Below are 24,243 nucleotides of genomic sequence, written 5' to 3'. Positions count from 1 at the left end.
GATGCCCGCCGCAAGGCGGGCATTTTTGTAACGCCGGCTGTCTAAATGCCGCCCGGCGCCGCTCCAAGGCTTGCCTTCGCGGCGGGCGCGCGCCATGTTTTGCCCGAACTTGGCGGGTGTCCGCCGCGCCGATTCGCCGGGAGAAGCCTTATGAAAATCAGAACTGGTCTCGTTCTTGTCGGTGCAGCGGCCACTCTTGCCGCTTGCGTTTCATCAGGACCGCAACAGCGACCGATCGCGGTCGCGCCGCCTGCAACAAATTCTGTTGAAGGCGAATGGACGGATGCCAACGGCTTGACCTCCGCTTTCACGAATGGACAATTTGTAACCCGCACCAGCGACGGAACGAACACGCAGATGGCGTCGGGAACATATACAACAACCCCCGACGGGATCATTCAGATAAACCTTTACTCGAATGTTAAGCGGACGACTTCCCTGGTTAATTGCGCCATGAGCGGCACGAGCCAGCTGAATTGTACGACTGCAGCGAATTCGCAGTTCACGCTTACACGTCGTTTGTGATGCTTCAATATGGCCCTGCAAAAGCTCCCACTCGGGAGCTTTTTGTTTTGCGGGCTCTTGGAAAGCGCAGCAGCAAACCCAGCTTCCCCCTTGCGACTATGCGTCGTTTGTTGAAACATCGGCACGCGGGAAACCGCCTGACACCACGATAGGGATCGGCGAGGATCAGGGGGATCTTTCGCCTCAATCAGGAGAACAGGGATGACGAAGTCTTTCAGCTTCGGTCTTTTGACCGCGTCCATGCTGGCGCTGAGCGCGGGCGCCGCCTTTGCGGATTACGAACTCAATATTCTTCATATCAACGATTTCCATTCGCGCATCGAATCGATCAACAAGTTCGACTCCACCTGCTCGGCCGAAGAGGAAGGCAAGAATGAATGCTTCGGCGGTGCTGCCCGCCTGAAGACCGCGATCGACCAGCGCCGTCAGGCGCTATCCGGCAAGAACGTTCTCCTGCTGAATGCCGGCGACAATTTCCAGGGCTCGCTGTTCTACACGACCTACAAGGGCGCTGCCGAAGCCGAATTCCTGAACCTGATGAAGTTCGACGCCATGACCGTCGGCAACCATGAATTCGACGACAGCGAGGACGGGCTTGCGACCTTCCTCGACAAGGTGCAATTCCCCGTCGTGACGGCAAACGTCAAGGCAACGGCCGCCTCCAAGCTCGGCGACCGCATCAAGCCGTCGCTGGTGCTGAATGTTGGCGGCCAGAAGATCGGCATCGTCGGCGCCGTGACCAACGATACGGCGGAACTTTCCTCCCCCGGCCCGAACGTCACGATCGCTGATGACGTCCAGGCAATTACGTCAGCCGTTCAGGATCTGAAGGGCCAGGGCGTCAACAAGATCATCGCGCTCACTCATGTCGGTTATCCCCGCGATCTCGCTCTGATCGCCAAGATTCCGGACGTCGATGTCGTCGTCGGCGGCCACTCCCATAGCCTGCTCTCCAACACCGATCCGAAGGCAGAAGGCCCGTATCCGACGATGGTCGACAATCCCGGCGGCTACAAGGTGCCGGTCGTCCAGGCCGCCTCCTACAGCAAATATCTCGGCGATCTCACCGTCAATTTCGACGATAACGGCGTCGTCAAGGATGCCAAGGGCGATCCCATCCTGATCGATTCCACCTTCACGCCCGATCCGGCTGTCATTGCCCGCATCGCCGAACTGGCTAAACCGATCGAGGAACTGCGCAAGAAGGTCATCGGCAGCTCCGAAACCCCGATCGAGGGCGACCGCAAGGTCTGCCGCGTCAAGGAATGTTCGATGGGCAATCTGGTGGCGGACGCTATGCTCGATCGCACCAAGAACCAGGGCGTTACCATCGCCGTCCAGAACGGCGGCGGCCTGCGCGCCTCGATCGACGGCGGCGAGGTCACCCAGGGCGAGGTCATCACCGTCCTGCCTTTCCAGAACACGCTCGCAACGTTCGAGCTGACCGGTGCCGATGTCGTCAAGGCGCTCGAAAACGGCGTCAGCCAGATCGACCAGGGCGCCGGCCGCTTCCCGCAGGTCGCCGGCCTCAAATTTTCCTTCGATCAGTCCAAGCCTGTCGGCAGCCGCGTGACCGATGTCCAAGTGAAGGATGGCGACAACTTCGTTCCGATCGCTCCGGCCAAGAGCTATAAGATCGCCACCAACAACTTCATGCGCTCAGGCGGCGACGGCTACTCGATCTTCAAGGAAGGCCAGAACGCCTATGACTTCGGCCCGGATCTTGCCGATGTGACCGCCGGATATCTGGCCGCCCATTCGCCCTACAAGCCCTATACCGATGGCCGCGTCACAGAAATCGGTGCAACCGTAGCACAGGCGCCCGCTGCCGAACCGGCTGCTCCTGCGCCGTCAGCACGCGCACCGACAAGCGAAGTTGCTCCCGCTCCTGCGGCACCAGCCGCTCCCGCACCGGCCGCCGAGCCTGCCCCTGCCCCGGCCTCGCCGGCAGCACCCGCGCCTGCTGCGGAGCCGACACCGGCGCCGGCAGCTTCCGCCCCTGCCGCAACGACGCCTTCCACCCACGTCATCGCCGCTGGCGACACCTTCTGGGATCTCGCCGTGACCTTCTATGGCGACGGCACGTTATGGCGGAAGCTTTCGGAGGCCAACGGCAGCCCGAACCCGCGTCACCTGACGGTCGGCAAGGAGATCGAGGTCCCCGCCAAGTAAGACGATTTGTCCCGATGCCACTCGCCGGTCCGGGCTTTCCCGGGCCGGCTTTTCTTTCTATAGGGTGAACCACGATCTCCAAGCTGCGTATGAGCCGACGAGACAGAAGAGCGTTGGGGCCAGAATGACAGCAGATATTTCACTTCGCCCGGCAGACCATCCGGCCGTCAAGTCAGGCAAGGTCGGCGTCCTGCTGGTCAATCTCGGCACGCCCGATGGCACCGACTACACGTCGATGCGCCGCTATCTCCGGGAATTCCTGACCGATCGCCGCGTCATCGAATGGTCGCCGTGGAAGTGGTATCCGATCCTGTTCGGCATCGTGCTCAACACCCGCCCACAGAAGGTCGGCAAGGCCTACGAGCTGATCTGGAACAAGGAGAAGAACGAGAGTTACCTCCGCACCTACACCCGCAACCAGTCGGAGCGGATGGCCGAACGCCTGAGCGATCTTGATCACGTCAAGGTCGACTGGGCAATGCGCTACGGCACGCCGTCGATCGCCTCGCGCATCGAGGCGCTGAAGCAAGAGGGCTGCGATCGTATCGTTCTCTTCCCGCTCTATCCGCAATATGCGGCAGCAACGACCGCCACCGTCAACGACAAGGCCTTCCAGAAGCTGCTCTCGATGCGCTGGCAGCCGGCGCTACGCACCGTACCCGACTATCATGACGACGAGGCCTATATCGAGGCTCTCGCAAAGTCCGTCGAGAAGCATCTTGCGACGCTCGACTGGCAGCCGGAAATGCTGCTCGCCTCCTTCCACGGCATTCCGATGTCGTACTTCAAGCAGGGCGATCCCTACTACTGTCAGTGCCAGAAGACCGGCCGGCTGCTGCGCGAGCGGCTGGGGCTCACCAAGGAAAACTTCATGGTCACCTTCCAGTCCCGCTTCGGGCCCGAGGAATGGCTGCAGCCCTACACCGACAAGACGGTGGAAAGCCTCGCCAAGAACGGCATCAAGCGCATTGCCGTCATCAATCCCGGTTTCGTCTCCGACTGTCTGGAAACGCTGGAAGAGATCGCCGAACAGGCGGCCCATTCCTTCCACGAGAATGGCGGCGAGAAGTTCGCCCATATCCCCTGCCTCAACGACGGCGAGGACGGCATGAAGGTGCTGGAAAAGGTCGTTCGCCGCGAATTGCAGGGCTGGATCTGAGGGCCCTTCCCGGAAACGGCGCCCACCGGGTCTCCCGAAAAATCCTACGGACACCCAACCATTCATTCACTTGGAGGTTGTGCATCCGGAGGTCATTTCTTCCTCGCCAATAACATGCTAACTCACCACATCAGTGTATAGGCGCATGCGCCGTTGGGAGGGGTTTTTCATGCTGTTCGGCGGCTTCGACATTGTCGTAATCGTGCTGGTTATCTTCGTCATCCTGGTGCTCTTTGCCGGCATCAAGACCGTGCCGCAGGGCTATCGCTATACGATCGAGCGCTTCGGCCGTTATACCCGCACGCTGGAGCCTGGCCTTAATCTCATCACCCCCTTCATCGAGCGCGTCGGCGCCCGGTTGAACGTGATGGAGCAGGTGCTGAACGTCCCCACCCAGGAGGTGATCACCAAGGACAATGCCTCGGTTTCGGCCGATGCCGTCGCCTTCTATCAGGTGTTGAACGCCGCCCAATCCGCCTATCAGGTTGCCAACCTCGAAAACGCCATCCTCAATCTGACCATGACCAATATCCGCTCGGTCATGGGCTCGATGGATCTCGACGAACTGCTCTCCAACCGCGATGCGATCAACGACCGGCTGCTGCGCGTCGTTGACGAAGCCGTGCAGCCCTGGGGCATCAAGGTCACCCGCGTCGAAATCAAGGACATCCAGCCGCCGCGCGATCTCGTCGATGCGATGGCCCGGCAGATGAAGGCCGAGCGCGAGAAACGCGCCCAGGTGCTGGAGGCCGAAGGCTCGCGCAACGCGCAGATTCTCAGGGCCGAAGGCGCCAAGCAATCCGCCATCCTGCAGGCCGAAGGCCAGCGCGAGGCCGCCTTCCGCAATGCCGAAGCCCGCGAGCGCCTGGCCGAGGCCGAAGCCAAGGCGACGAAGATGGTTTCCGAAGCGATTGCCGCCGGCGACATTCAGGCGATCAACTATTTCGTCGCCCAGAAATACACCGAGGCACTGACCTCGATCGGTTCGGCATCCAATTCCAAGATCGTGCTGATGCCGATGGAAGCCTCTTCCATCCTGAGCTCGCTCGGCGGCATCGGCGCCATTGCCCGCGAAGTGTTCGGCGATGCCGGCAACGGTCCAACCCCTCCGCCGCTGCCACCGCGTCCCCGCCCCGCCCCGGTCCGGACGACGCCGCCGATCAATCCGCCGAACCCCAACCCCTTCAACCCTGATCCGGAGCGGTAAGCCATGCTGGCGAAGATCGTTGCCGAACTCGGTCCGTGGAGCTGGTGGGTCGCAGGCTTGGTGTTGCTCGCCGCCGAAATGATCGTGCCCGGCTTCTTCCTGGTCTGGATCGGCCTTGCCGCCCTGATTGTCGGAGCGCTGTCACTCATCTTCTGGGACAACGCCTTCTGGGTCTGGGAATTGCAGGCGATCCTTTTTGCGCTGCTCGCCGTCGCCACGACCTTCGCCGGTCGCCGGCTGACGCTGCGCAATTCGACGACCGACGAGCCCTTCCTCAATCAGCGCGGTGCGAGCCTCGTCGGCCGCACGGCGACGCTGCACGAGCCGATCCGCGAGGGCCGCGGCCGCATCCGCCTCGACGATACGCTATGGCAGGTGATGGGACCCGACCTGCCGGCGGGAACCCAGGTGAAGGTGGTGTCGAGCAACGGCCGCGACCTGACAGTCGAGCCCGTCTGATCAAATGACTCTGATCAGGCGACGCCGATCCGCAGCAGATCGTGGAAATGCACCAGCCCGACCGGCCTGTTGTCGTCGTCGATGACGATCAGCGCGCCGATGTGATGCTGGTTAAGTAGCGCCAGCGCGGCGGTCGCCAGCACCGTCGGCTTCACCGTCTTCGGCGTCTTGGTCATGATATCGTCGACGGCAAGCACGGCAAGATTGCGCGACAGATTGCGCGCCATATCGCCTTCGGTGACGATACCGCAGAGCCGCCCATCCTCATCGAGCACGCCGACGCAGCCGAAATGTTTGCGCGACAGCACCGTGACCGCCTCCGGCATCGGTGTGCCCTTGGCAACGAGCGGCAGCTTCTCACCGGTATGCATGATATCGGCGACATGCATCAGGCTCGCGCCGAGTTTTCCACCGGGATGGAAGACGTGGAAATCGGTGGCGGAAAAGCCCCGCGCTTCGAGCAGCGCCACTGCCAGCGCGTCGCCGATCGCAAGCTGCATAATAGCCGAGGTTGTAGGCGCCAAGCCGTGCGGGCAAGCTTCCGTTTCCTTTGGCAGCTTCAATACGATATCGGCAGCTAGGCCGAGGCTCGATTCCTCAGCATAGGTAATAGCGATCAGGGGAATGGAAAAGCGCCTCGAATAGGAGAGGATCGCCTTCAGTTCTTGCGCCTGCCCGCTCCAGGAAACGGCGATGATTGCATCACCTTGGCCGATCATGCCGAGATCGCCGTGATTAGCCTCGGCCGCATGCACGAAGAATGCGGGCGTGCCCGTTGAAGCAAGGGTTGCGGCAATCTTAACGCCGATGTGCCCGCTTTTACCGACTCCGGTGACGATGACACGCCCAGTGATGTCGCCTATGACTTCGACAGCGCGGGTGAAGGCACCGGCCAATCCATTATCGAAGGCCTGTTCGAGCGCTTCAAGACCGCGTCTTTCGATCTCTATCGTGCGTTTTGCCGATTCGAGCACGCTGTTTTCGACGAGGTTTATCGCTCTTCTGTTCATGAAAATGCGTTAGACCTTTTCACTTTCCAAGTCCACCCCGCACTCTTTCCGAAATGTGAATGGCGCCCGCCGTCGGCAACGAATGATTAACCACGAGGCTTTACCTTTGGGTAAGAACCGAAAGCATGTCAGGCGCGAATTGCATGGGCCAACCAAAACAGACGAGCAGTGTGACGCCGCTCCGCGCCATGAGCTGTGCCGTCTCTTTTGCTGCGTTCAGTTGCGTGCTTCTCGGCCAGACACCAGCCTTCGCTCAGTCCGTTTCCCAGCCGGCAACGACGGCAAACGGCCGCTCTGCCGCGTCCCAGGACAATCGCACGACGAACAATCCCGCCGCTTTCGACGCCGAGACGGACGACCCCGCCATTCCCGGGACAAACGGCACGACCGCGAGTGCGGACGATGCCCAACGGCCGGCCATACCGGACGCGCAAACCGGCGACGATATTACCGGCTCCATCCTCGACGAGGACATCCGCCGGCTGAACACCCGTGAAGCGCCGGTCGACGAGACGCTGCCGCGCCGCAGAGCTGCCGAAAGCGCCTCGACGGCGGAAACACCGGGGATTCCGATCGGCACTTTCGTGCTCCGCCCGAGCGTGACCCAAAGCATCAACACCGAGACCACCAAGGACGGGAATACCCGGCAGCAGCGCGCCTTCCTCGAAACCGATGCAGCCGCGACGCTGACCTCCGACTGGGGCCGGCACCAGCTGACCGTCACCTCGGAAGGCGCCTGGCAGAAGAATATCAGCGGCGAAGGAGAGGAGCAGCCTTCCCTGAAGATCAACGGCGACCTCAGGCTGGACCTTTCCAACGATACGGTCGCCCACCTCACCGCCGGTTATAATTTCTATCGGGAAGATACGGATGATCCCGACGCCATCGCCGACGCCACACAGCAGTCTGATGTACAGGAATTTACCGCCGGCGCGTCCGTCCAACACGATTTCGGTATCCTGCGCGGCACGACGGCACTGGCGCTGACCCGTTCGATCTATTCCGATGCCACGCTTTCGAACGGCACGACCGTGACCTTGAGCGACCGCGACCAGACGACGGGCACGCTGCGCGGCCGCGTCGGCTATGAACTGTCCCCCGCGCTCATCCCATTCATCGAAGCCACGATCGGCCGTACCCTCTATGACGAAACGCGCGACTCCGCCGGTTACGAACGTTCGGGCCATAGCTATGGCGCCAAAGCGGGCGTCGAGGTCGATCTTGGCGAAAAGCTGAAGGGCGAAGTCGGCGTCGGCTACGAGATGGCGAATTTCGAAGACAGCCGCCTATCCTCGATCGATACCGCGACACTCGATGCGAGCCTGCTCTGGTCGCCGATCCGCGGCACCGACGTCAATTTCGACCTGCAGACGAGCATCCAACCCTCGACCACGGCGGGCGAGAGCGGCTATGTCTCGCACGCGCTGACGACGACGGTCACCCACCAGCTGCGCGACAATCTGGTGGGCACAATGATCGGCGGCGTCATATGGCGCGATTATCCGACTGACAGCACCATCAACGACGAGCTCGTCTATACCGCGGCGACCGGCCTGACCTGGAACATCAACCGTTATCTCGATCTGACCAGCACGCTCGGCTACGAGCTGACCACTCGCAAGGACGGCGACGACTCGCAGCAATTCCGCGCCGGTGTCGGCCTCAAGCTGAAACGCTAGATCGCCGCGCATCCGGGAGGATACGCGGCGATCTGTCATTGCATGCTTTTTGGAAATCTTACCTCAGGCTGGCAAGCAATTCCTTGAAGCCGCCTTCAACGGTCGGGCGGATATCGGCGCGTTCAAGGGCGTAGGCGACATTCGCCAGAATGAAGCCGTCCTTGGCGCCGCAGTCATAGGTCGTGCCGCGGAAGTGATACCCAGCGAAATCCTGTTCTTTCAGCAGCTTCAGCATGCCGTCGGTGAGCTGGATCTCGTTGCCGGCGCCGCGTTCCTGGGTTTCGAGAATCCCGAAAATCTCCGGCTGCAGGATGTAGCGGCCGTTGATGAAGAAATTGGAAGGCGCCGTCCCCTTGGCGGGTTTTTCCACCATGCCGGTGATGCGGAAACCCTCGCCGATCGCCTCGCCGACGCCGACGATGCCGTATTTATGCGCTTGGTCGGGCGCACATTCCTCGACGGCGATGATATTACCGCCGCTCTGGCCGTAAAGATCGATCATGCCCTTCATGCAGCCCTGGTCGCCCTTCATGATCATATCCGGCAGCAGCAGCGCGAAGGGCTCGTCGCCGACGATCTCGCGCGCGCACCAGACAGCATGACCGAGGCCGAGCGGCTCCTGCTGGCGGGTGAAGCTCACTGTACCGGCCTTCGGCAGCTGCTGGGCGAGAAGGGTGATCTCAGCCTTCTTGGCTCGCTCGCGCAGTGTCTGCTCCAGCTCGAAATGAATATCGAAATAATCTTCGATGACGTGCTTGTTGCGTCCGGTGACGAAGACCAGATGTTCGATCCCTGCTTCGATCGCCTCATCGACGACATATTGAATGATCGGCTTGTCGACGACGGTCAACATTTCCTTCGGAACAGCCTTTGTTGCCGGCAGGAACCGCGTCCCCAACCCGGCCACCGGAAATACTGCTTTACGAACTTTGTTGTGTTGAGCCACACCGGCCTCCTGCTTCGACATATCGCTTTGGAAATAGGGCTTTTTACCCTTAACTAGTATAGAATTGCTACTGTTTTGCAATGGTGACCGCAGCCGATCACCATGGTAAAGAATTTGTTGACTCCGTTCCTGTAGTCTTGGTTCTGGCGCGGACATGATGCCTCGCTGTCCCGAAAACTGAAGATGACGGATACGACTGTCGATGACCCAGAATCACAAAAACTCCCTTCGTGGTCTTGCTCTCGCCCTCGTTGTCGCCGTCCAGGTTGGACTGGTCCCCGACAACGCGAGAGCTGATTCCCGGTTCCAGAAATGGATCGCGGATTTTTACCAAACAGCCGCTCAGAGTGGCATCAGTAAGGCAACCTATCAAAAGGCCTTTTCCGGGGTGACCGAGCCCGATCCCACCGTGCTCGAAAAAGCGGCCTATCAGCCGGAATTCACCTCGAAGATCTGGGACTACGTCGATTCGCGCGTCAATCCCTATACAGTGAAGATCGGCCGCGAGATGGCCGTCAAGCACGCAAGGACGCTCGCTGCGATCGAGCAGCGATTCGGCGTCGACAAGACCATTCTGCTCGCCATCTGGTCGATGGAATCGAATTACGGAGCGATCCTCGACAAGGATGACCGGCTGCACTACGTGCCGCGCGCGCTGGCAACGCTTGGCTATGCCGATCCGAGCCGCGCCAAGTTCGCCAAGAAGCAGCTGGTCGCCGCGCTGAAAATCCTGCAGAACGGCGACGTGCCGGCACGCGAGATGACCGGCTCCTGGGCCGGCGCCATGGGCCACACCCAGTTCATTCCGACAAGCTACCTGCTTTATGCCGTCGATGCCGACGGCAACGGCCATCGCGACATCTGGAACTCGGTGCCCGATGCGCTGGCGACCTCGGCCAATCTCCTGATGAAGAACGGCTGGGATACCGGCAAGACCTGGGGCTACGAGGTTGTCGTTCCCGCTGCAGCAGCCAAGCAGGTCGGCAAGACCCATACCCTCGCCCAATGGGCAGCCCTTGGCCTGACCCGCCCGAACGGCAAAGCCTTCCGCGAGAGCGGTACCAAGGCCGTGCTGAAGATGCCAGCCGGGTCCAGTGGCCCGGGTTTCCTGATGACCGCCAACTTCTTCACCATCAAGAACTACAATGCGTCGGACAGTTATGCACTTGCAGTCGGCCTGCTTGCCGATCAGATCGCCGGCTACGGCGGCATGCAGCAGCGCTGGCCGCGCCCGGATGGCGCCCTCGACATCACCGAGAAATTCGAGCTGCAGACTCGTCTGAAAACGCTCGGCTACTACAATGGCGAGGTCGACGGCAATTTCGGCTCGGGTTCGAAGGCGGCAATATCAGCGGTGCAGTCGCGCATCGGCATGCAGCCGGACGGAGAGCCCTCATTGCCGCTTCTGAACGCACTTCGTCGCTAGCACATCGGCCCGAATATTGAATCGATTTTCTCAAAGAATGATGCGTATATTCAAAGTGTTAGAGGGCCGTTTGTCTGGAAGAACTCACGGCGCTCCGGCCAAAACCAAGCTCTGATTGGAAGCGGCAGAACCGTGACCTACATAGTAGCGGGAGTGGACGCTGGCCTACCCCGCGTGCAAGATGCCGGCAGATGCGGAACTGCCCATGACGAAGAAAACAGATCGGACCTCAATCCGTTGGCTTGTGCTCGCCCTGGCGGCGGCTTCGCTATGCTTCGGCGCTGTCGCGCCGGTGCATATCGCCGAAGCTCAGGAGCAGCGCTACCAGCGCCGTTCGATCCTCGATTTCTTCCTCGGCCGACGCTACCTCGATGATAGTCCTCAGACTCCCGACGCACCGCAGCCGAGGCGTCAGCAGCGCAAGAAACCGCCCGCGCCGAAAGCCGTGGTCAATACCCGCACCGCGCCACCGCTTCGCGCGCCCGTGCAGGAGGAGCCGGCGGTGCAGAAGCTCGGCGATGCCAAGAAGATTCTGATCGTCGGCGATTTCATGGCCAGCGGCCTCGGCGACGGCCTGACCGCCGCCTTCGAGACCTCGCCGGGGGTCGTCGTCGAAGCCCGCGGCAATGTCTCATCGGGTCTCGTCCGCGACGATTATTACAATTGGCCGGAGCAGCTGCCGCCGATGATCGACGAGCTGAAGCCGGCAATGGTCGTCGTCATGATCGGCGCCAACGACCGCCAGCAGATGGTGACCGATACCGCCAAGGAGAAGTTCCGCACCGACGGCTGGTTTAGCGAATACCGGCACCGTGTTCTTTCTTTCGGCAAGGAGATCACCGACCGCAAGATTCCGCTGCTCTGGGTCGGCCTTCCCGCCTTCGAATCCGATCAGATGACGGCAGATGCCGTGCAGATGAACCAGCTTTACCGCAACCAGGTCGAAAGCATCGGCGGCGAATTTGTCGACATCTGGGATGGTTTCGTCGATGAAAACGGCAACTTCATCGTCACCGGCTCGGATGTGAACGGCCAGCAGGTGCGCCTGCGCACCTCCGATGGCATCAACCTGACGCAGGCCGGCCGACGCAAGCTTGCCTTTTATGTGGAAAAACCGGCGCGACGTCTTCTCGGCACGCAGGCAAGCCCCGATTTGGTCCGCCTCGACTCCAGCAGTCTCCCCGGTCTCGGCCTTCCCACCAATCCGGTCGAACATACCGTGCCGATCAGCCTCTCCGATCCTAATCTCGACGGCGGCGCCGAGCTTCTCGGAGCCCGGCCCCCGCCGATGGTTTTGACGCGGTCGCCGCGCGATCTCCTGGTCGAGCAGGGCGAAATGACGCCGCCCCCTCCCGGCCGCGTCGATGACTACCGCCTGCCGGCAGCCAAGACGCCGGCCGAAGTCTCGGTCAAATGAGAAGGCCGCGCAAGACGGCCTTCCCGTAGGGGCAAATGCCTTTCGAAACGACAAATGATGTGTTCATCGTGGACCGAATTGCCTCGCGGCAAGCAGTCGCATCAGCCTGTAATCCCAAAATTGGATTTGATTTTCGCAGGCGCGGCACCTGATAATAAACTCCGCCCGGAGAGGCGGAGTCTCTATCTTCACATCTCCATACGACGGGCCATCAATTCGGCAGAACGGTGGAGCCCATCAACGCCTCGTCGATGGCACGTGCCGCCTGGCGGCCTTCGCGGATCGCCCAGACCACCAGCGACTGGCCGCGGCGCACGTCGCCCGCTGTCCAGAACTTGTCGACCGAAGTCTTGTAGTCACGGTCGTTGGCGACGACATTGGTCGAGCCGCGCTTGTCGGTGTTGAGCGTCAGCTTTCCCTCGAGTTCCTTCAGCACGCTTGTCGTGAACGGGCCGCGGAAACCGATGGCGATGAAGGCGAGATCGGCGCGGATGACGAATTCCGTGCCCGGAACCGGCCGCCGGCGCTCGTCGACCTCGCAGCACTTGACCCCGGTCAGCACGCCGTCTTCGCCGACGAATTCGAGTGTCGCCACCTGGAATTCGCGCACGGCGCCCTCGGCCTGTGAGGAGGAGGTGCGCATCTTCGTCGCCCAGAAGGGCCAGACGGCAAGCTTGTCTTCCTTCTCAGGCGGCTGCGGCCGGATGTCGAGCTGAGTGACCTTGACGGCTCCCTGGCGGAACGCCGTGCCGACGCAGTCCGAAGCCGTATCGCCGCCGCCGACGACGACGATGTGTTTGGCGCCGGCAAGGATCGGATCCGACGGCCAGCCGACGCTGTCGATGTTCTCGCGCCCAACGCGGCGGTTCTGCTGAACCAGATAAGGCATCGCATCGTGCACACCGGCAAGGTCGGTACCCGGAATGCCGGCCTCGCGCGGCGTCTCGGAACCGCCGCAATAGAGGACGGCGTCGTGATCGGCGAGCAGTTGCTCGACCTTGATGTCGACGCCGACATTGGCGCCGCAATGGAAAGTGACGCCCTCGCCCTTCATCTGCTCAACGCGGCGGTCGATGAAGTTCTTCTCCATCTTGAAGTCGGGAATGCCATAACGCAGCAGGCCGCCCGGCTTGGTCTCGCGCTCATAGACATGCACCTCGTGGCCGGCCCGGCCGAGCTGCTGGGCAGCCGCCATGCCGGCCGGGCCTGAGCCGATCACCGCGACCTTCTTGCCGGTATGGACTGTTGCCGGCTGCGGCCGGATGAAGCCGAGCTCATAGGCCTTGTCGGCGATCGCCTGTTCGACCGTCTTGATGGCGACCGGCGCATCCTCGAGATTCAAGGTGCAGGCTTCCTCGCAGGGCGCCGGGCAGACGCGGCCGGTGAACTCCGGGAAGTTGTTGGTCGAATGCAGGTTCTGGATCGCCGCTTCCCAATTGTTGTTGTAGACGAGGTCGTTCCAGTCGGGGATCTGGTTGTGAACAGGGCAGCCCGTGGGGCCGTGACAATAGGGGATGCCACAGTCCATGCAGCGCGCAGCCTGTTTCTGCACTTCCGGGTCCGACATCGGGATCGTGAACTCGCGGAAATGGCGGATACGATCCGACGCCGGCTGGTACTTCGCCACTTGCCGGTCGATTTCCAGAAACCCTGTTACCTTACCCATATCTTCGTCCCTTACCCTCATGACCGCCTCACCGCAGCCAATCTGTCTATCGTCAGTCCCGGTATCCCGAGCGAGTTGCTTATCTTGACCGCCATAGATCATATCCCTTGCAAGACATCCGTGTGATCTGGCCGGCCTTCGCTGTCGGTGTCACACGGGTCATCGAGATATTCGCCATCCGTCACCTCAGTCAGCAGGTGACGGATGTCCTGGTGCAATCATTCCGCGGCGATGCCCATCCGGCTGCGTTCCATTTCCTCGAGCGCACGTCGGTATTCCACAGGCATGACCTTGCGGAACTTCGGGCGGTAGTCGGCCCAGCTGTCGAGGATCTGCTTGGCGCGGGTGGAGCCCGTATAGTGCAGATGGTTGGAGATCAGCTGGTAAAGGCGCTCCTCGTCATGGCGGGTCATGTCGCCCGAGACGTCGACGCGTCCCTTGTGCATGAGATCGCCGCCGTGATGATGCAGCTTCTCCAGCATGTCATCCTCCTCGGGCACCGGCTCGAGTTCGACCATGGCCATGTTGCAGCGGCTGGCGAAATCGCCGGTTTCGTCGAGCACATAGGCGACACCGCCGGACATGCCGGCCGCGAAGTTGCGGCCCGTGGCGCCGAGCACGACGACGACGCCGCCGGTCATGTATTCGCAGCCATGGTCGCCGACACCTTCGACGATTGCGATCGCACCCGAATTGCGCACGGCGAAACGTTCGCCCGCCACGCCGCGGAAATAGCATTCGCCCTCAGTCGCACCGTAAAGCACGGTGTTGCCGACGATGATCGAGTTTTCAGCGACGATCCGCGAATTCTCCGGCGGCCGGATGATGATCTTGCCGCCCGAAAGCCCCTTGCCGACATAGTCGTTGCCGTCGCCGATAAGGTTGAAAGTGACGCCGCGCGCCAGGAACGCGCCGAAGCTCTGGCCTGCCGTGCCGCGAAGCGTCACATTGATCGTGTCTTCCTTCAGCCCGCGGTGGCGATAACGCTTGGCGACCTCGCCGGAAAGCATCGCGCCCACCGAACGGTCGACGTTCTTGATGCCGACCTCGAAGGCAACGGGTGTCTTGGCGGTCAGTGCCGGCTGCGCCTGCTCGATCAGCACGCGGTCGAGAATATCGTCGATGGGGTGCTTCTGCCGGATCGTCCAGAAGGTCTCCTCCTTGGGGGCGTCGACCTTGTGGAAGATGCGGCTGAAGTCGAGGCCCTTGGTCTTCCAGTGCGACAGCATCTCGTCCTTCTCGAGCAGCTCCGAAGCGCCGATGATCTCGTCGAGCCGGGTGAACCCGAGCGAGGCGAGGATTTCGCGCACTTCATTGGCGACGAAGAAGAAGTAGTTGATGACGTGCTCTGGCGCGCCCTTGAAGCGCTTGCGAAGCACCGGATCCTGGGTCGCCACACCGACCGGACAGGTGTTGAGATGGCACTTGCGCATCATGATGCAGCCGGCCGCAATCAGCGGCGCGGTGGCGAAGCCGAACTCGTCGGCTCCGAGCAGCGCCCCGATGATCACGTCGCGGCCGGTCTTCAGACCGCCGTCCACCTGCAGCGCCACGCGCGACCGCAGGCCGTTCAGCACCAGCGTCTGCTGGGTTTCGGCAAGGCCGATCTCCCAGGGGCTGCCGGCATGTTTGAGCGAGGTCAGCGGCGACGCGCCCGTGCCGCCGTCGAAACCCGCGACGGTGATGTGGTCGGCGCGCGCCTTGGCGACACCGGCAGCAACGGTGCCGACGCCGACTTCCGAGACCAGCTTGACCGAGACATCCGAGGTCGGGTTGACGTTCTTCAGGTCGTAGATCAGCTGCGCCAGATCCTCGATCGAATAGATGTCGTGGTGCGGCGGCGGCGAAATCAGGCCGACACCCGGCGTCGAGTGGCGGGTCTTGGCAACCGTCGCATCGACCTTGTGACCCGGCAGCTGGCCGCCTTCGCCAGGCTTGGCGCCCTGCGCCACCTTGATCTGTAGCACGTCGGCATTGACGAGATATTCGGTGGTGACGCCAAAGCGGCCCGAGGCGATCTGCTTGATCGCCGAGCGTTCCGGGTTCATCGAACCGTCGGAAAGCGGCATATAGCGGTCGGATTCCTCGCCACCCTCGCCAGTGTTCGACTTGCCGCCGATCTGGTTCATGGCGATCGCCAGCGTCGTGTGCGCCTCGCGGGAGATCGAGCCGAAGGACATCGCCCCCGTCGAGAAACGCCTGACGATATCGGCCGCCGGCTCGACCTCATCGATCGAAACAGGCTTGCGGCCGAGCGCCTCGGCGCTCTTGACGCTGAAGAGCCCGCGGATCGTGTTCATCCGCAGCGCCGAGGCGTTCACCATTTCGGCGAATTCGCGGTAGCGGTCCTCGGCATTGCCGCGCACGGCATGCTGAAGGGCGGCGACCGCATCCGGCGTCCAGGCATGGCTTTCGCCGCGCATGCGGTAGGCATACTCGCCGCCGATGTCGAGTGTCGTCGCCAGCAGCGGATCCGTGCCGAAGGCCGCGTTGTGGCGGTCGACGGTCTCGGCAGCGATCGCCTCCAGGCCGATGCCTTCGATCATCGTCGCGGTGCCGAAGAAATACTTGTCGACCAGTTCCGACGACAGGCCGATCGCGTCGAAGATCTGCGCGCCGCAATAGGACTGATAGGTCGAGATGCCCATCTTCGACATGACCTTGAGGATGCCTTTGCCGACCGCCTTGATGTAGCGGTAGACGACCTCGGAAGCATCCACTTCCTTCGGGAATTCGCCCTTGGCATGCATGTCGAGCAGCGTGTCGAAGGCGAGATAGGGGTTGATCGCCTCGGCGCCGTAGCCGGCGAGCAGGCAGAAATGATGGACCTCGCGCGGCTCGCCGGTCTCGACGACGAGACCGACCGAAGTGCGAAGCCCCTTGCGGATCAGGTGATGGTGCACGGCAGCCGTCGCCAGCAGCGCCGGAATGGCGATTCTATCAGGCCCGATCTGACGGTCGGAGAGCACGATGATGTTGTAGCCACCCTTGACGGCGGCTTCCGCGCGCTCGCAGAGCCGGTCGAGCATTTCGGGCATGCCGGCCGCACCGCGCTCGATATCATAGGTGAAATCGAGCGTCTTGGTGTCGAAACGGTCTTCCGTATGCCCGATCGAGCGGATCTTTTCGAGATCGCCATTGGTCAGGATCGGCTGACGCACTTCGAGTCGCTTGGCGTTGGCCATGCCTTCGTGGTCGAGAATATTCGGCCGCGGGCCGATGAAGGAGACCAGGCTCATCACCAGCTCCTCGCGGATCGGGTCGATCGGCGGGTTCGTCACCTGCGCGAAGTTCTGCTTGAAATAGGTGTAGAGCAGCTTCGGCTTTTCCGACATCGCCGAGATCGGCGTGTCCGTGCCCATCGAGCCGATCGCCTCCTGCCCCGTCGTCGCCATCGGCGACATCAGGATGCGTGTATCTTCGAGCGTGTAGCCGAAGGCCTGCTGACGGTCGAGCAGCGACACGTCGCGGCGCAGCGCCCGCGGCTCCACCGGCTTCAGCTCTTCGAGGATCAACTGGGTGCGGCCGAGCCAGCTGCGATAAGGATGCGCCGTCGCAAGCTTCGACTTCACCTCGTCGTCGGAGATGATGCGGCCTTCTTCCATGTCGATCAGCAGCATCTTGCCCGGCTGCAGGCGCCACTTCTGGATGATCTTCTCCTCCGGAACCGGCAAGACCCCGGCTTCGGACGCCATGATGACACGATCGTCATCGGTGACGAGGTAGCGCGCCGGCCGCAGGCCGTTGCGGTCGAGCGTGGCGCCGATCTGCTTGCCGTCGGTGAAGGCAACGGCAGCCGGCCCGTCCCAGGGCTCCATCAATGCGGCGTGATACTCGTAGAAGGCCTTGCGTTCGGCGGCCATCGACTGGTTGCCGGCCCACGCCTCCGGGATCAGCATCATCACGGCATGCGCCATCGAATACCCGCCGCGCACCAGGAATTCGAGCGCATTGTCGAAACAGGCCGTGTCGGACTGGCCTTCATAGGAAATCGGCCAGAGCTTGGAGATATCCTCGCCGAACAGCGGCGAGGAGACCGAGGCCTGGCGCGCCGCCATCCAGTTGACGTTACCGCGCAACGTGTTGATTTCGCCGTTATGGGCGACCATGCGGTAGGGATGCGCGAGCTTCCACGACGGGAAGGTGTTCGTCGAGAAGCGCTGGTGCACCAGGGCGACCGCGCTTTCGAAACGCGGGTCTGTCAAGTCCTTGTAATAGGCGCCGACCTGATAGGCCAGGAACATGCCCTTGTAGACCACCGTCGCCGACGACAGCGACACCGGATAGAAATTGCTCTCTTCGCCGTCGAACTCATCATAGATGCGGTTGGAGATCACCTTGCGTAGCGTGAACAGCCGGCGCTCGAACTCGTCATTGTTTTCGGCATCCTCGCCGGCGCCGATGAAGACCTGCACGTGATGCGGCTCGGTGGCGGCAATCGCTGGCGCCTTGGAGAGCGAGGAATTATCGACCGGCACGTCACGAAACCCGATGAGGACCTGACCTTCCTCGGTGACGACGTCCTTGATCACCTTCTTGAAGTGCTCGATCTGCTTTTCATCGCGCGGCATGAAGATATGGCCGACGCCATATTCGCCGGCCGGCGGCAGGGTGATGCCCTGCGCGGCCATTTCCTCGCGGAAGAACTGGTCGGGGATCTGCACCAGGATGCCGGCGCCGTCGCCCATCAGCGGATCGGCGCCGACGGCGCCGCGATGCGTCAGGTTCTCGAGCATGAACAGGCCGTCCTTGACGATCTGGTGCGACTTCTCACCCTTCATATGCGCTACGAAGCCGACGCCGCAGGCGTCATGTTCGTTGCGCGGGTCGTAGAGGCCTTGTTTCTTCGGCAGGCCGGAGGCGGATTTGGACATATTGGCCGTAGCGCGCGCCTCGGCAGCAGCAAACCGGTCAAATTCCATGGATGGCGTCTTCGTCATCATCTTTCCTCCTGTCGAAGCCCGCGAGGCCGCGGGCGGCTTTTCGTCCTGTGCCGCAACCAGAATAGGTTCGGCGCACGACAGCGCTGTTGCATGGTGAAGATCGGCCGCAGACATCTGCTTATTAAGGAAAGCAAACCGTCGCGTTCCGCGCCTGCCATTCGCCTCCGCGCGCCGCCTGGGGCTTGACGCTTGGGAGAACTATAGCGTGAAAGCCCGTCGCTGCCAGGGTTTTCGGCGCCTCTTCGGCCACAAGGGCCAAAATAGGACAGCAACACTGTCCTAATTCATCAGTTCTATGCCAGAAACGATCTCGGTCCGCAAGAGCGCCCGTTTAAAAATCGTGATTTTGCGACGGAAGATTGCCAGATAAACCCCATAGGCGAAATAAAATTACGCATTTATGTCTCATTCTTTTTATTGATTGCGTAGTTCGATTTTCGTGATGTGTCAGGGGCGATAAACTTGATCCGGTGAAGCTTTGGCGTAAGGTCCGCTGCGAACCTCCCAGCACATCCACTCCCCACGGTCTCCGCCATGTTCTTTGCTTCCGATAACTGGGCCGGCGCCCACAGATCCATTGCCGAACGTCTGCTGGCGGAATCGGCCGGCTATGCTCCTGCCTATGGCGCCGGCGATCTCGACAAGAAGGTCGAAACCCGCTTCTGCGAGATCTTCGAACGTGAGGTTTCGGTTTTCTTCGTCGCCACCGGCACGGCCGCCAATTCCCTGTCGCTGGCAAGCGTCCAGCGCCCGGGCGGCATTACCTTCTGCCATACCGAGTCGCATGTGATCGAAGATGAATGCGGGGCGCCGGAATTCTTCTCCGGCTCCGCCAGGCTCATGGCGATCGACGGCGAAGCCGGCAAGATCGATCCGGCCGGGCTTTCCAAAAAAATCGCAAACTTTCCGGAGGACGCTCTCCGCCATGGCCGCGCCAGCGCCGTGACCATCACCCAGGCAACTGAAATCGGCACGGTCTATTCCCTGCCGGAGATCGGCGAAATCGCCGCCATATCGAGGAAGCGCAACCTGCCGCTTCACATGGATGGCGCCCGCTTCGCCAATGCACTGATTGCGCTCGGCGCAACCCCGGCCGAAATGACGTGGAAACGCGGCGTCGACATGCTCTCCTTCGGCGGCACCAAGAACGGCTGCTGGTGCGCGGAAGCGATCGTCTTCTTCAATCCGGAGCAGGCAAGGGAAATGCCCTTCATCCGCAAGCGCGCCGCTCAGCACTTCTCCAAGTCACGTTTCATCGCAGCCCAGTTCGACGCCTATTTCGAAAACGGCCTCTGGCTCGACCTCGCACGCCATTCGAACGCCATGGCCGACCGGCTGCGCGCCGGTATTGCCGCCAGCAGCGCCGGGCGTCTCGCCTGGCGGACCGCTTCCAACGAGGTCTTTGCCGTCATCAGCAAGAGCGCTGCGAAAACAGCAGGGGAAAAAGGTGCGAAATTTTATGAATGGCCGGTGCCTGCGGCAGCGCCGGAACTCGTTTCCGAAAGCGAGAACCTGATCCGCCTCGTTACCAGCTTCGCAACCACGGAAGCCGATGTGGATGGTTTCCTGAAGTGCCTGGCCGCCTGACCGCCTTGCGATGCCTGCCTCCGGCGGGCCTCTCGGCGACAGCCGTGGCTCACGCCGACTTCAGCCTTCTCACCCTCTGCAGAATATCATCCGAAAGGGCGGCGACCAGCGCCTGATCGGCCCCTTTGCGCGGCACCAGCACGAATTCCACATCTTCCAGCGCCGGCAGTTTTCCCGCAGCAATCTCTTTTAATCCAGACGGAGCCATGCTGCGCGGCTGCACCAAAACGCCCATGCCGGCCCGCGCCGCCGCCGTCAATCCGCTGAGGCTCCCACAGGTGCAGACGATCCGCCACGCCACACCGTTCCGCCCGAGCGCTTCCAGCGCGATCGCCCGCGTGACGCTCGGTGGTGGGAAGGCGATTAGCGGCAAAGGGCCGGAGGTAAGCACACGCTCGGGGTCGCGTGCCAGCCAGACGAGCGGCTCACGATAGACGAGTTTTCCACGGGCATCGCCGAGCCGGCGTTTGGCGAGCACCAGATCGATCTCGCCATTGTCCTGCATTTCATAGAGGACGCCGGATAGTGCCACCGTCAGTTCGAGATCGACGGAGGGATGCGACCGGACGAAATCCTCCAGCACCGCCGGCAGCTGGCTGGTGACGAAATCCTCCGACACCCCGAGCCGCAGGCTACCGCGCAGGCTGTGGCCCCGAAACAGCGATTGCACCTGACCTTCGATGGCGAGCATGCTGCGTGCATGCGACAACAGCGATTCGCCATCGCCGGTCAGGATGACCTTATGCGTATCGCGCGCCAGGAGCTTTCGGCCGAGTGCGGCCTCCAACCGCTGGATGTGCTGGCTGACCGTCGACTGGCCGAGGCCGAGCCTTTCTGCGGCGAGCGTAAAACTGCCCATCTGCTCGACGGCGACAAAGCTGCGCAATTGCGAAAGGTCCAGCATGGAAATCCAGTTTCTCGATAACTGTTATTCCTTGCATCCTGGATCACAATGGACGACAAAACAAGGACTGTTTATTACGCCGCGAGACCGCCATGCGCCGCTTTCTGCCCGATACCTTCACCATCCTGCTCGTCTGCACGGTCATCCTCGCCTCGCTGTTTCCGGCAAGCGGGACCTTCGCGGGCTATTTCGGCATCGCCACCGATCTTGCCATCGCGCTGTTATTCTTCCTGCATGGCGCCCGCCTCTCACGTGATGTCGTCATTGCGGGCCTGCTGCACTGGCGCCTGCATCTGGTCATTCTGTTGACCACCTTCGGCATCTTCCCGCTGCTCGGCCTCGGGCTCGGATTGATCCCCGACACGATCCTGCCGCAGCCGCTATATCTCGGCATCCTCTTCCTCTGCGTGCTGCCCTCGACGGTACAGTCGTCGATCGCCTTCACCTCGATGGCCGGCGGCAACGTGCCCGCCGCCATCTGCTCGGCCTCGGCCTCCAACATTTTCGGCATGTTCCTGACGCCGCTACTCGTCGGCCTACTATTTTCCATCGGCGGCCATGGCGGCTTCTCCTTCGACGCTTTGCAGCAGATCCTATTGCAGCTGCTTGCCCCCTTCATCGTCGGCCAGATCCTGCAGCCCTGGATCGGCGACTGGATTCGCGCCAAGAAAAAGGTCCTGATGCCTGTCGACCGCGGCTCGATCCTGATGGTCGTTTATCTCGCCTTCTCGACGGCGGTGGTCGAAGGTCTGTGGCATACCTTCTCGATCGCCGATATCGCCGTCGTCATCGTCGCCGATATGATCCTTCTGGGGATCGTGCTGGTGCTGACGATGTTCGGCAGCCGCAGGCTCGGCTTCAACAAGGCCGACGAGATCACCATCACTTTCTGCGGCTCGAAGAAAAGTCTTGCAAGCGGTGTGCCGATGGCAAACGTCATATTTTCAGGCCAGTCGATCGGCGCGATCGTGCTGCCGCTGATGCTCTTCCATCAGATCCAGCTGATGGTCTGCGCCGTCATCGCCCAAAAATACGCCGCCGCGGCGGCCCGCCGCGCAACGGAACAGCAGATGAAGGACGCCGCCAGCCCGGCCTGAGGCATCATAAAAAACGGCGCCCCGATCGGAGCGCCGTCCATTTTATCCATAAGGGATAACGATCAGCCGTTGATGACCTGCGCCTCGATGGCCTTCGGAGCCTCGACCGGCTCTGCAGCGATCGCAATCTTGCGGGGCTTCATGGCCTCGGGAATGTTGCGTAGAAGGTCGATATGCAGCAGGCCGTTCTTCAGCGAAGCGGCGGTCACCTCGACATGGTCGGCAAGCTGGAAGCGGCGCTCGAAGGCGCGCTTGGCAATGCCGCGGTAAAGGTATTCACCGCTTTCGGCAGGTTCCTCGGCCTTTTCACCCTTGACGGACAGCACATGGGCATGGGCTTCGATCGAAAGTTCGGTCTCGTCGAAACCGGCTACCGCCATGGTGATCCGATAGGTGTTTTCACCGGTGCGCTCGATATTATAGGGCGGATAGGTCTGGGCCTGCTCCGGCTGGGCGAGGCTGTCGAGCATGGTGAAGAGCCGGTCGAAACCGACGGTGGAACGATAAAGGGGAGAGAAGTCTACGTGACGCATGATGTCCTCCTGTGGAAGCGACGTGTTGCGATAAATGCCCCTGAAACCCCATCTTTGGCGGCCTCGGGACGGCTGCGCGGGCCCTCTTCGGCACCCGCTGAAAGGAGATGGTGATGGGATTTGACGAGTTCAAGACCCTCCCGAAATCGCGGGACCTGCCCCGTGAACCCCGCATGAACAGCCGGTTCGGCGCGCATTCACGCGCCTTAGCCTAAAGATCGCAGCGTCGGGTGAATCTGGTCCCGATGGCTGAAGTGCATCGTCCCTTCTTCTTCAGTCTTAAACTCGGCCGGCTGCGAGCACCCTCATGCTCCTGCCGGCCCTTTTCGCACCCACCGCGTTGCAGGGTCGCCGCTTTCCAAGCCGGATGGCATGCGTTATCCCTAACGCATCGTGCTTCCGAAAATCGGAATCGATTTTCGGAAGCACGATGCGTAGATTCAGGGAATTAGAACGTCCTTTGTGCGTCCGAAAGGATGCGCGGCGCTCTAATAGGCGAAGCAGTCACCAGCGGCGCATTGGCAAAGTCATGGAACAGGTTCTCTATTCGACGCTCGACAATCCCGCCCCGGAAAACCGCACGGAGGGGTTCTTCGAAACCTATGACGGCCACCGGCTGCGTTATGCCGTCTTCCGCGCCGGCGCCCAGGTAGCCAAGGGCACGGTCGTCATCCTGCACGGCCGCAATGAATATATCGAGAAATATTTCGAGACGATCCGCGACCTGACGGCGAGAGGTCTCTGGGTCGCCACCTTCGACATGCGCGGCCAGGGCGGTTCGGCGCGGCTCTTGAAGCGCCGTAACCACGGCCACATCCGCCGCTTCGTCGATTACGAACGTGATCTCGACACCTTCCTCGAAAAGGTGGTGCTGCCGGATACCCGCCTGCCCTTCTACCTGCTCGCCCATTCGACCGGCGGGCTGATCGCGCTCTCGGCCGCGCCTTATCTTACCACCCGTATCGATCGCATGGTGCTGTCGGCACCCTTCATCGGCCTGACCGGCCAGTTGGCCTCGCCCCGTGTCATCCGCACCCTGGCCGGCATGTTGACGGCAATCGGTCTTGGTTCCTTGCCGCTGACCTCGAAACTCAAAGAGCCGGATTTCCGCGATAATCCGTTGACTTCGGACGAAACCCGCTTCGAGCGGAATGTCGCGATGATGAAGGCCCATCCGGAGCTGACACTCGGGCCGCCGACGGCCCGCTGGCTGACCGAGGCTTTTCACACGATGGACCGGGTCACCTCGCCCTACCATCTCTTTTCGATCACCATCCCGACCATCATCATCGCTCCGACGCGTGACAGCGTCGTGCCCTACACCGCGCAGGAGCGCCTCTCGCGTTATTTCCGCGCCGGCCAGCTGGTGCCGATCAACGGCGCCCGTCACGAGATCTTCCAAGAACGGGATACCTATCGTGCGGCCGCCCTTGCCGCCTTCCATGCCTTCATTCCCGGCAGTGATGCCGAAGAAAACCAGGAGGTCGCCGCCCTCGGGACCTGAGCGGGATTA

At 61.7% G+C, this 24,243-nt stretch carries 17 protein-coding genes; 11 read left to right on the top strand and 6 right to left on the bottom strand.

Annotated elements, in window-relative coordinates; all coding sequences use genetic code 11:
* The first annotated feature begins 150 nt into the window (after nucleotides 1-150).
* The 5 genes from omp10 (at nucleotide 151) to FFM81_RS03195 (ending at nucleotide 5,522) form a co-directional block, all read left to right on the top strand.
* Entirely contained in the window at nucleotides 151-525 is a 375-nt protein-coding gene (gene omp10 / locus FFM81_RS03215; protein WP_138385338.1) for an outer membrane lipoprotein Omp10, read from the top strand.
* Nucleotides 526-726: 201 nt separating this feature from the next.
* Nucleotides 727-2,697: a bifunctional metallophosphatase/5'-nucleotidase gene (locus tag FFM81_RS03210; RefSeq protein ID WP_138385337.1), complete on the top strand. Its 1,971-nt coding sequence runs from the start codon at nucleotides 727-729 to the stop codon at nucleotides 2,695-2,697.
* 124 nt (nucleotides 2,698-2,821) lie between these two features.
* A complete protein-coding gene (gene hemH / locus FFM81_RS03205; RefSeq protein ID WP_097533144.1) occupies nucleotides 2,822-3,856 on the top strand; it encodes a ferrochelatase in 1,035 nt (344 codons plus the stop codon).
* Nucleotides 3,857-4,025: 169 nt separating this feature from the next.
* The gene (locus FFM81_RS03200; protein WP_003566510.1) at nucleotides 4,026-5,063 is read left to right on the top strand and encodes an SPFH domain-containing protein; all 1,038 of its coding nucleotides are present in this window, start codon (nucleotides 4,026-4,028) and stop codon (nucleotides 5,061-5,063) included.
* Between the two features lie 3 nt (nucleotides 5,064-5,066).
* Nucleotides 5,067-5,522, top strand: a complete 456-nt coding sequence (locus FFM81_RS03195) for an NfeD family protein (protein WP_138385336.1) — start codon at nucleotides 5,067-5,069, stop codon at nucleotides 5,520-5,522.
* Between the two features lie 14 nt (nucleotides 5,523-5,536).
* Here the strand turns inward: FFM81_RS03195 and FFM81_RS03190 are convergent, their stop codons facing one another.
* Nucleotides 5,537-6,532: a KpsF/GutQ family sugar-phosphate isomerase gene (locus FFM81_RS03190; RefSeq protein WP_003566513.1), complete on the bottom strand. Its 996-nt coding sequence runs from the start codon at nucleotides 6,530-6,532 to the stop codon at nucleotides 5,537-5,539.
* Nucleotides 6,533-6,675: 143 nt separating this feature from the next.
* On the opposite strand from FFM81_RS03190, the gene FFM81_RS03185 reads away from it, so the two are divergent.
* Entirely contained in the window at nucleotides 6,676-8,211 is a 1,536-nt protein-coding gene (locus FFM81_RS03185; RefSeq protein WP_128399000.1) for an outer membrane beta-barrel protein, read from the top strand.
* A gap of 58 nt (nucleotides 8,212-8,269) precedes the next feature.
* Here FFM81_RS03185 and galU read toward each other — a convergent pair whose 3' ends face one another.
* A complete protein-coding gene (galU, locus tag FFM81_RS03180; protein WP_003566516.1) occupies nucleotides 8,270-9,157 on the bottom strand; it encodes a UTP--glucose-1-phosphate uridylyltransferase GalU in 888 nt (295 codons plus the stop codon).
* 202 nt (nucleotides 9,158-9,359) lie between these two features.
* Here galU and FFM81_RS03175 point away from each other — a divergent pair, with 202 nt between their 5' ends.
* Nucleotides 9,360-10,583 (top strand): lytic murein transglycosylase, encoded by a 1,224-nt coding sequence (locus FFM81_RS03175; protein ID WP_025417037.1) that lies wholly within the window; start codon nucleotides 9,360-9,362, stop codon nucleotides 10,581-10,583.
* A 181-nt stretch (nucleotides 10,584-10,764) separates the two neighbouring features.
* A complete protein-coding gene (locus tag FFM81_RS03170) occupies nucleotides 10,765-12,000 on the top strand; it encodes an SGNH/GDSL hydrolase family protein (RefSeq protein ID WP_173883756.1) in 1,236 nt (411 codons plus the stop codon).
* Nucleotides 12,001-12,211: 211 nt separating this feature from the next.
* Here the strand turns inward: FFM81_RS03170 and FFM81_RS03165 are convergent, their stop codons facing one another.
* On the bottom strand, nucleotides 12,212-13,666 hold the full coding sequence (locus FFM81_RS03165; RefSeq protein ID WP_025417039.1) for a glutamate synthase subunit beta: 1,455 nt from the start codon (nucleotides 13,664-13,666) through the stop codon (nucleotides 12,212-12,214).
* A 218-nt stretch (nucleotides 13,667-13,884) separates the two neighbouring features.
* Nucleotides 13,885-18,609, bottom strand: a complete 4,725-nt coding sequence (gltB, locus tag FFM81_RS03160; protein WP_025417040.1) for a glutamate synthase large subunit — start codon at nucleotides 18,607-18,609, stop codon at nucleotides 13,885-13,887.
* 534 nt (nucleotides 18,610-19,143) lie between these two features.
* On the opposite strand from gltB, the gene FFM81_RS03155 reads away from it, so the two are divergent.
* On the top strand, nucleotides 19,144-20,196 hold the full coding sequence (locus tag FFM81_RS03155; protein WP_138385334.1) for a threonine aldolase family protein: 1,053 nt from the start codon (nucleotides 19,144-19,146) through the stop codon (nucleotides 20,194-20,196).
* Between the two features lie 49 nt (nucleotides 20,197-20,245).
* Here the strand turns inward: FFM81_RS03155 and FFM81_RS03150 are convergent, their stop codons facing one another.
* Entirely contained in the window at nucleotides 20,246-21,100 is an 855-nt protein-coding gene (locus tag FFM81_RS03150) for a LysR family transcriptional regulator (protein WP_138385333.1), read from the bottom strand.
* Nucleotides 21,101-21,192: 92 nt separating this feature from the next.
* Here FFM81_RS03150 and FFM81_RS03145 point away from each other — a divergent pair, with 92 nt between their 5' ends.
* Complete coding sequence (locus FFM81_RS03145; protein ID WP_025417042.1) at nucleotides 21,193-22,197, top strand: bile acid:sodium symporter family protein; 1,005 nt, start codon at nucleotides 21,193-21,195, stop codon at nucleotides 22,195-22,197.
* Nucleotides 22,198-22,259: 62 nt separating this feature from the next.
* Here the strand turns inward: FFM81_RS03145 and FFM81_RS03140 are convergent, their stop codons facing one another.
* Entirely contained in the window at nucleotides 22,260-22,730 is a 471-nt protein-coding gene (locus tag FFM81_RS03140; RefSeq protein ID WP_003566531.1) for an Hsp20 family protein, read from the bottom strand.
* A 529-nt stretch (nucleotides 22,731-23,259) separates the two neighbouring features.
* On the opposite strand from FFM81_RS03140, the gene FFM81_RS03135 reads away from it, so the two are divergent.
* A complete protein-coding gene (locus FFM81_RS03135; RefSeq protein ID WP_138385332.1) occupies nucleotides 23,260-24,234 on the top strand; it encodes an alpha/beta fold hydrolase in 975 nt (324 codons plus the stop codon).
* Nucleotides 24,235-24,243: the final 9 nt, after the last annotated feature.

Origin of the sequence: Rhizobium hidalgonense, from assembly GCF_005862185.2 — a bacterium.
In the GTDB taxonomy this organism is placed as follows: domain Bacteria; phylum Pseudomonadota; class Alphaproteobacteria; order Rhizobiales; family Rhizobiaceae; genus Rhizobium; species Rhizobium hidalgonense.
The sequence above is the reverse complement of the archived record's forward strand: the minus strand, read 5'-3'. Positions and strand labels throughout refer to the sequence as shown.

Coding starts and splice junctions, on each gene's coding strand:
- FFM81_RS03190 (WP_003566513.1), bottom strand. CDS start 6,532: ATGAACAGAAGAGCGATAAACCTCGTCGAAAACAGCGTGCTCGAATCG.
- FFM81_RS03135 (WP_138385332.1), top strand. CDS start 23,260: ATGGAACAGGTTCTCTATTCGACGCTCGACAATCCCGCCCCGGAAAAC.
- FFM81_RS03210 (WP_138385337.1), top strand. CDS start 727: ATGACGAAGTCTTTCAGCTTCGGTCTTTTGACCGCGTCCATGCTGGCG.
- FFM81_RS03185 (WP_128399000.1), top strand. CDS start 6,676: ATGGGCCAACCAAAACAGACGAGCAGTGTGACGCCGCTCCGCGCCATG.
- hemH (WP_097533144.1), top strand. CDS start 2,822: ATGACAGCAGATATTTCACTTCGCCCGGCAGACCATCCGGCCGTCAAG.
- FFM81_RS03165 (WP_025417039.1), bottom strand. CDS start 13,666: ATGGGTAAGGTAACAGGGTTTCTGGAAATCGACCGGCAAGTGGCGAAG.
- omp10 (WP_138385338.1), top strand. CDS start 151: ATGAAAATCAGAACTGGTCTCGTTCTTGTCGGTGCAGCGGCCACTCTT.
- FFM81_RS03175 (WP_025417037.1), top strand. CDS start 9,360: ATGACCCAGAATCACAAAAACTCCCTTCGTGGTCTTGCTCTCGCCCTC.
- FFM81_RS03140 (WP_003566531.1), bottom strand. CDS start 22,730: ATGCGTCACGTAGACTTCTCTCCCCTTTATCGTTCCACCGTCGGTTTC.
- FFM81_RS03200 (WP_003566510.1), top strand. CDS start 4,026: ATGCTGTTCGGCGGCTTCGACATTGTCGTAATCGTGCTGGTTATCTTC.
- FFM81_RS03155 (WP_138385334.1), top strand. CDS start 19,144: ATGTTCTTTGCTTCCGATAACTGGGCCGGCGCCCACAGATCCATTGCC.
- FFM81_RS03145 (WP_025417042.1), top strand. CDS start 21,193: ATGCGCCGCTTTCTGCCCGATACCTTCACCATCCTGCTCGTCTGCACG.
- FFM81_RS03170 (WP_173883756.1), top strand. CDS start 10,765: ATGCCGGCAGATGCGGAACTGCCCATGACGAAGAAAACAGATCGGACC.
- FFM81_RS03150 (WP_138385333.1), bottom strand. CDS start 21,100: ATGCTGGACCTTTCGCAATTGCGCAGCTTTGTCGCCGTCGAGCAGATG.
- FFM81_RS03195 (WP_138385336.1), top strand. CDS start 5,067: ATGCTGGCGAAGATCGTTGCCGAACTCGGTCCGTGGAGCTGGTGGGTC.
- gltB (WP_025417040.1), bottom strand. CDS start 18,609: ATGATGACGAAGACGCCATCCATGGAATTTGACCGGTTTGCTGCTGCC.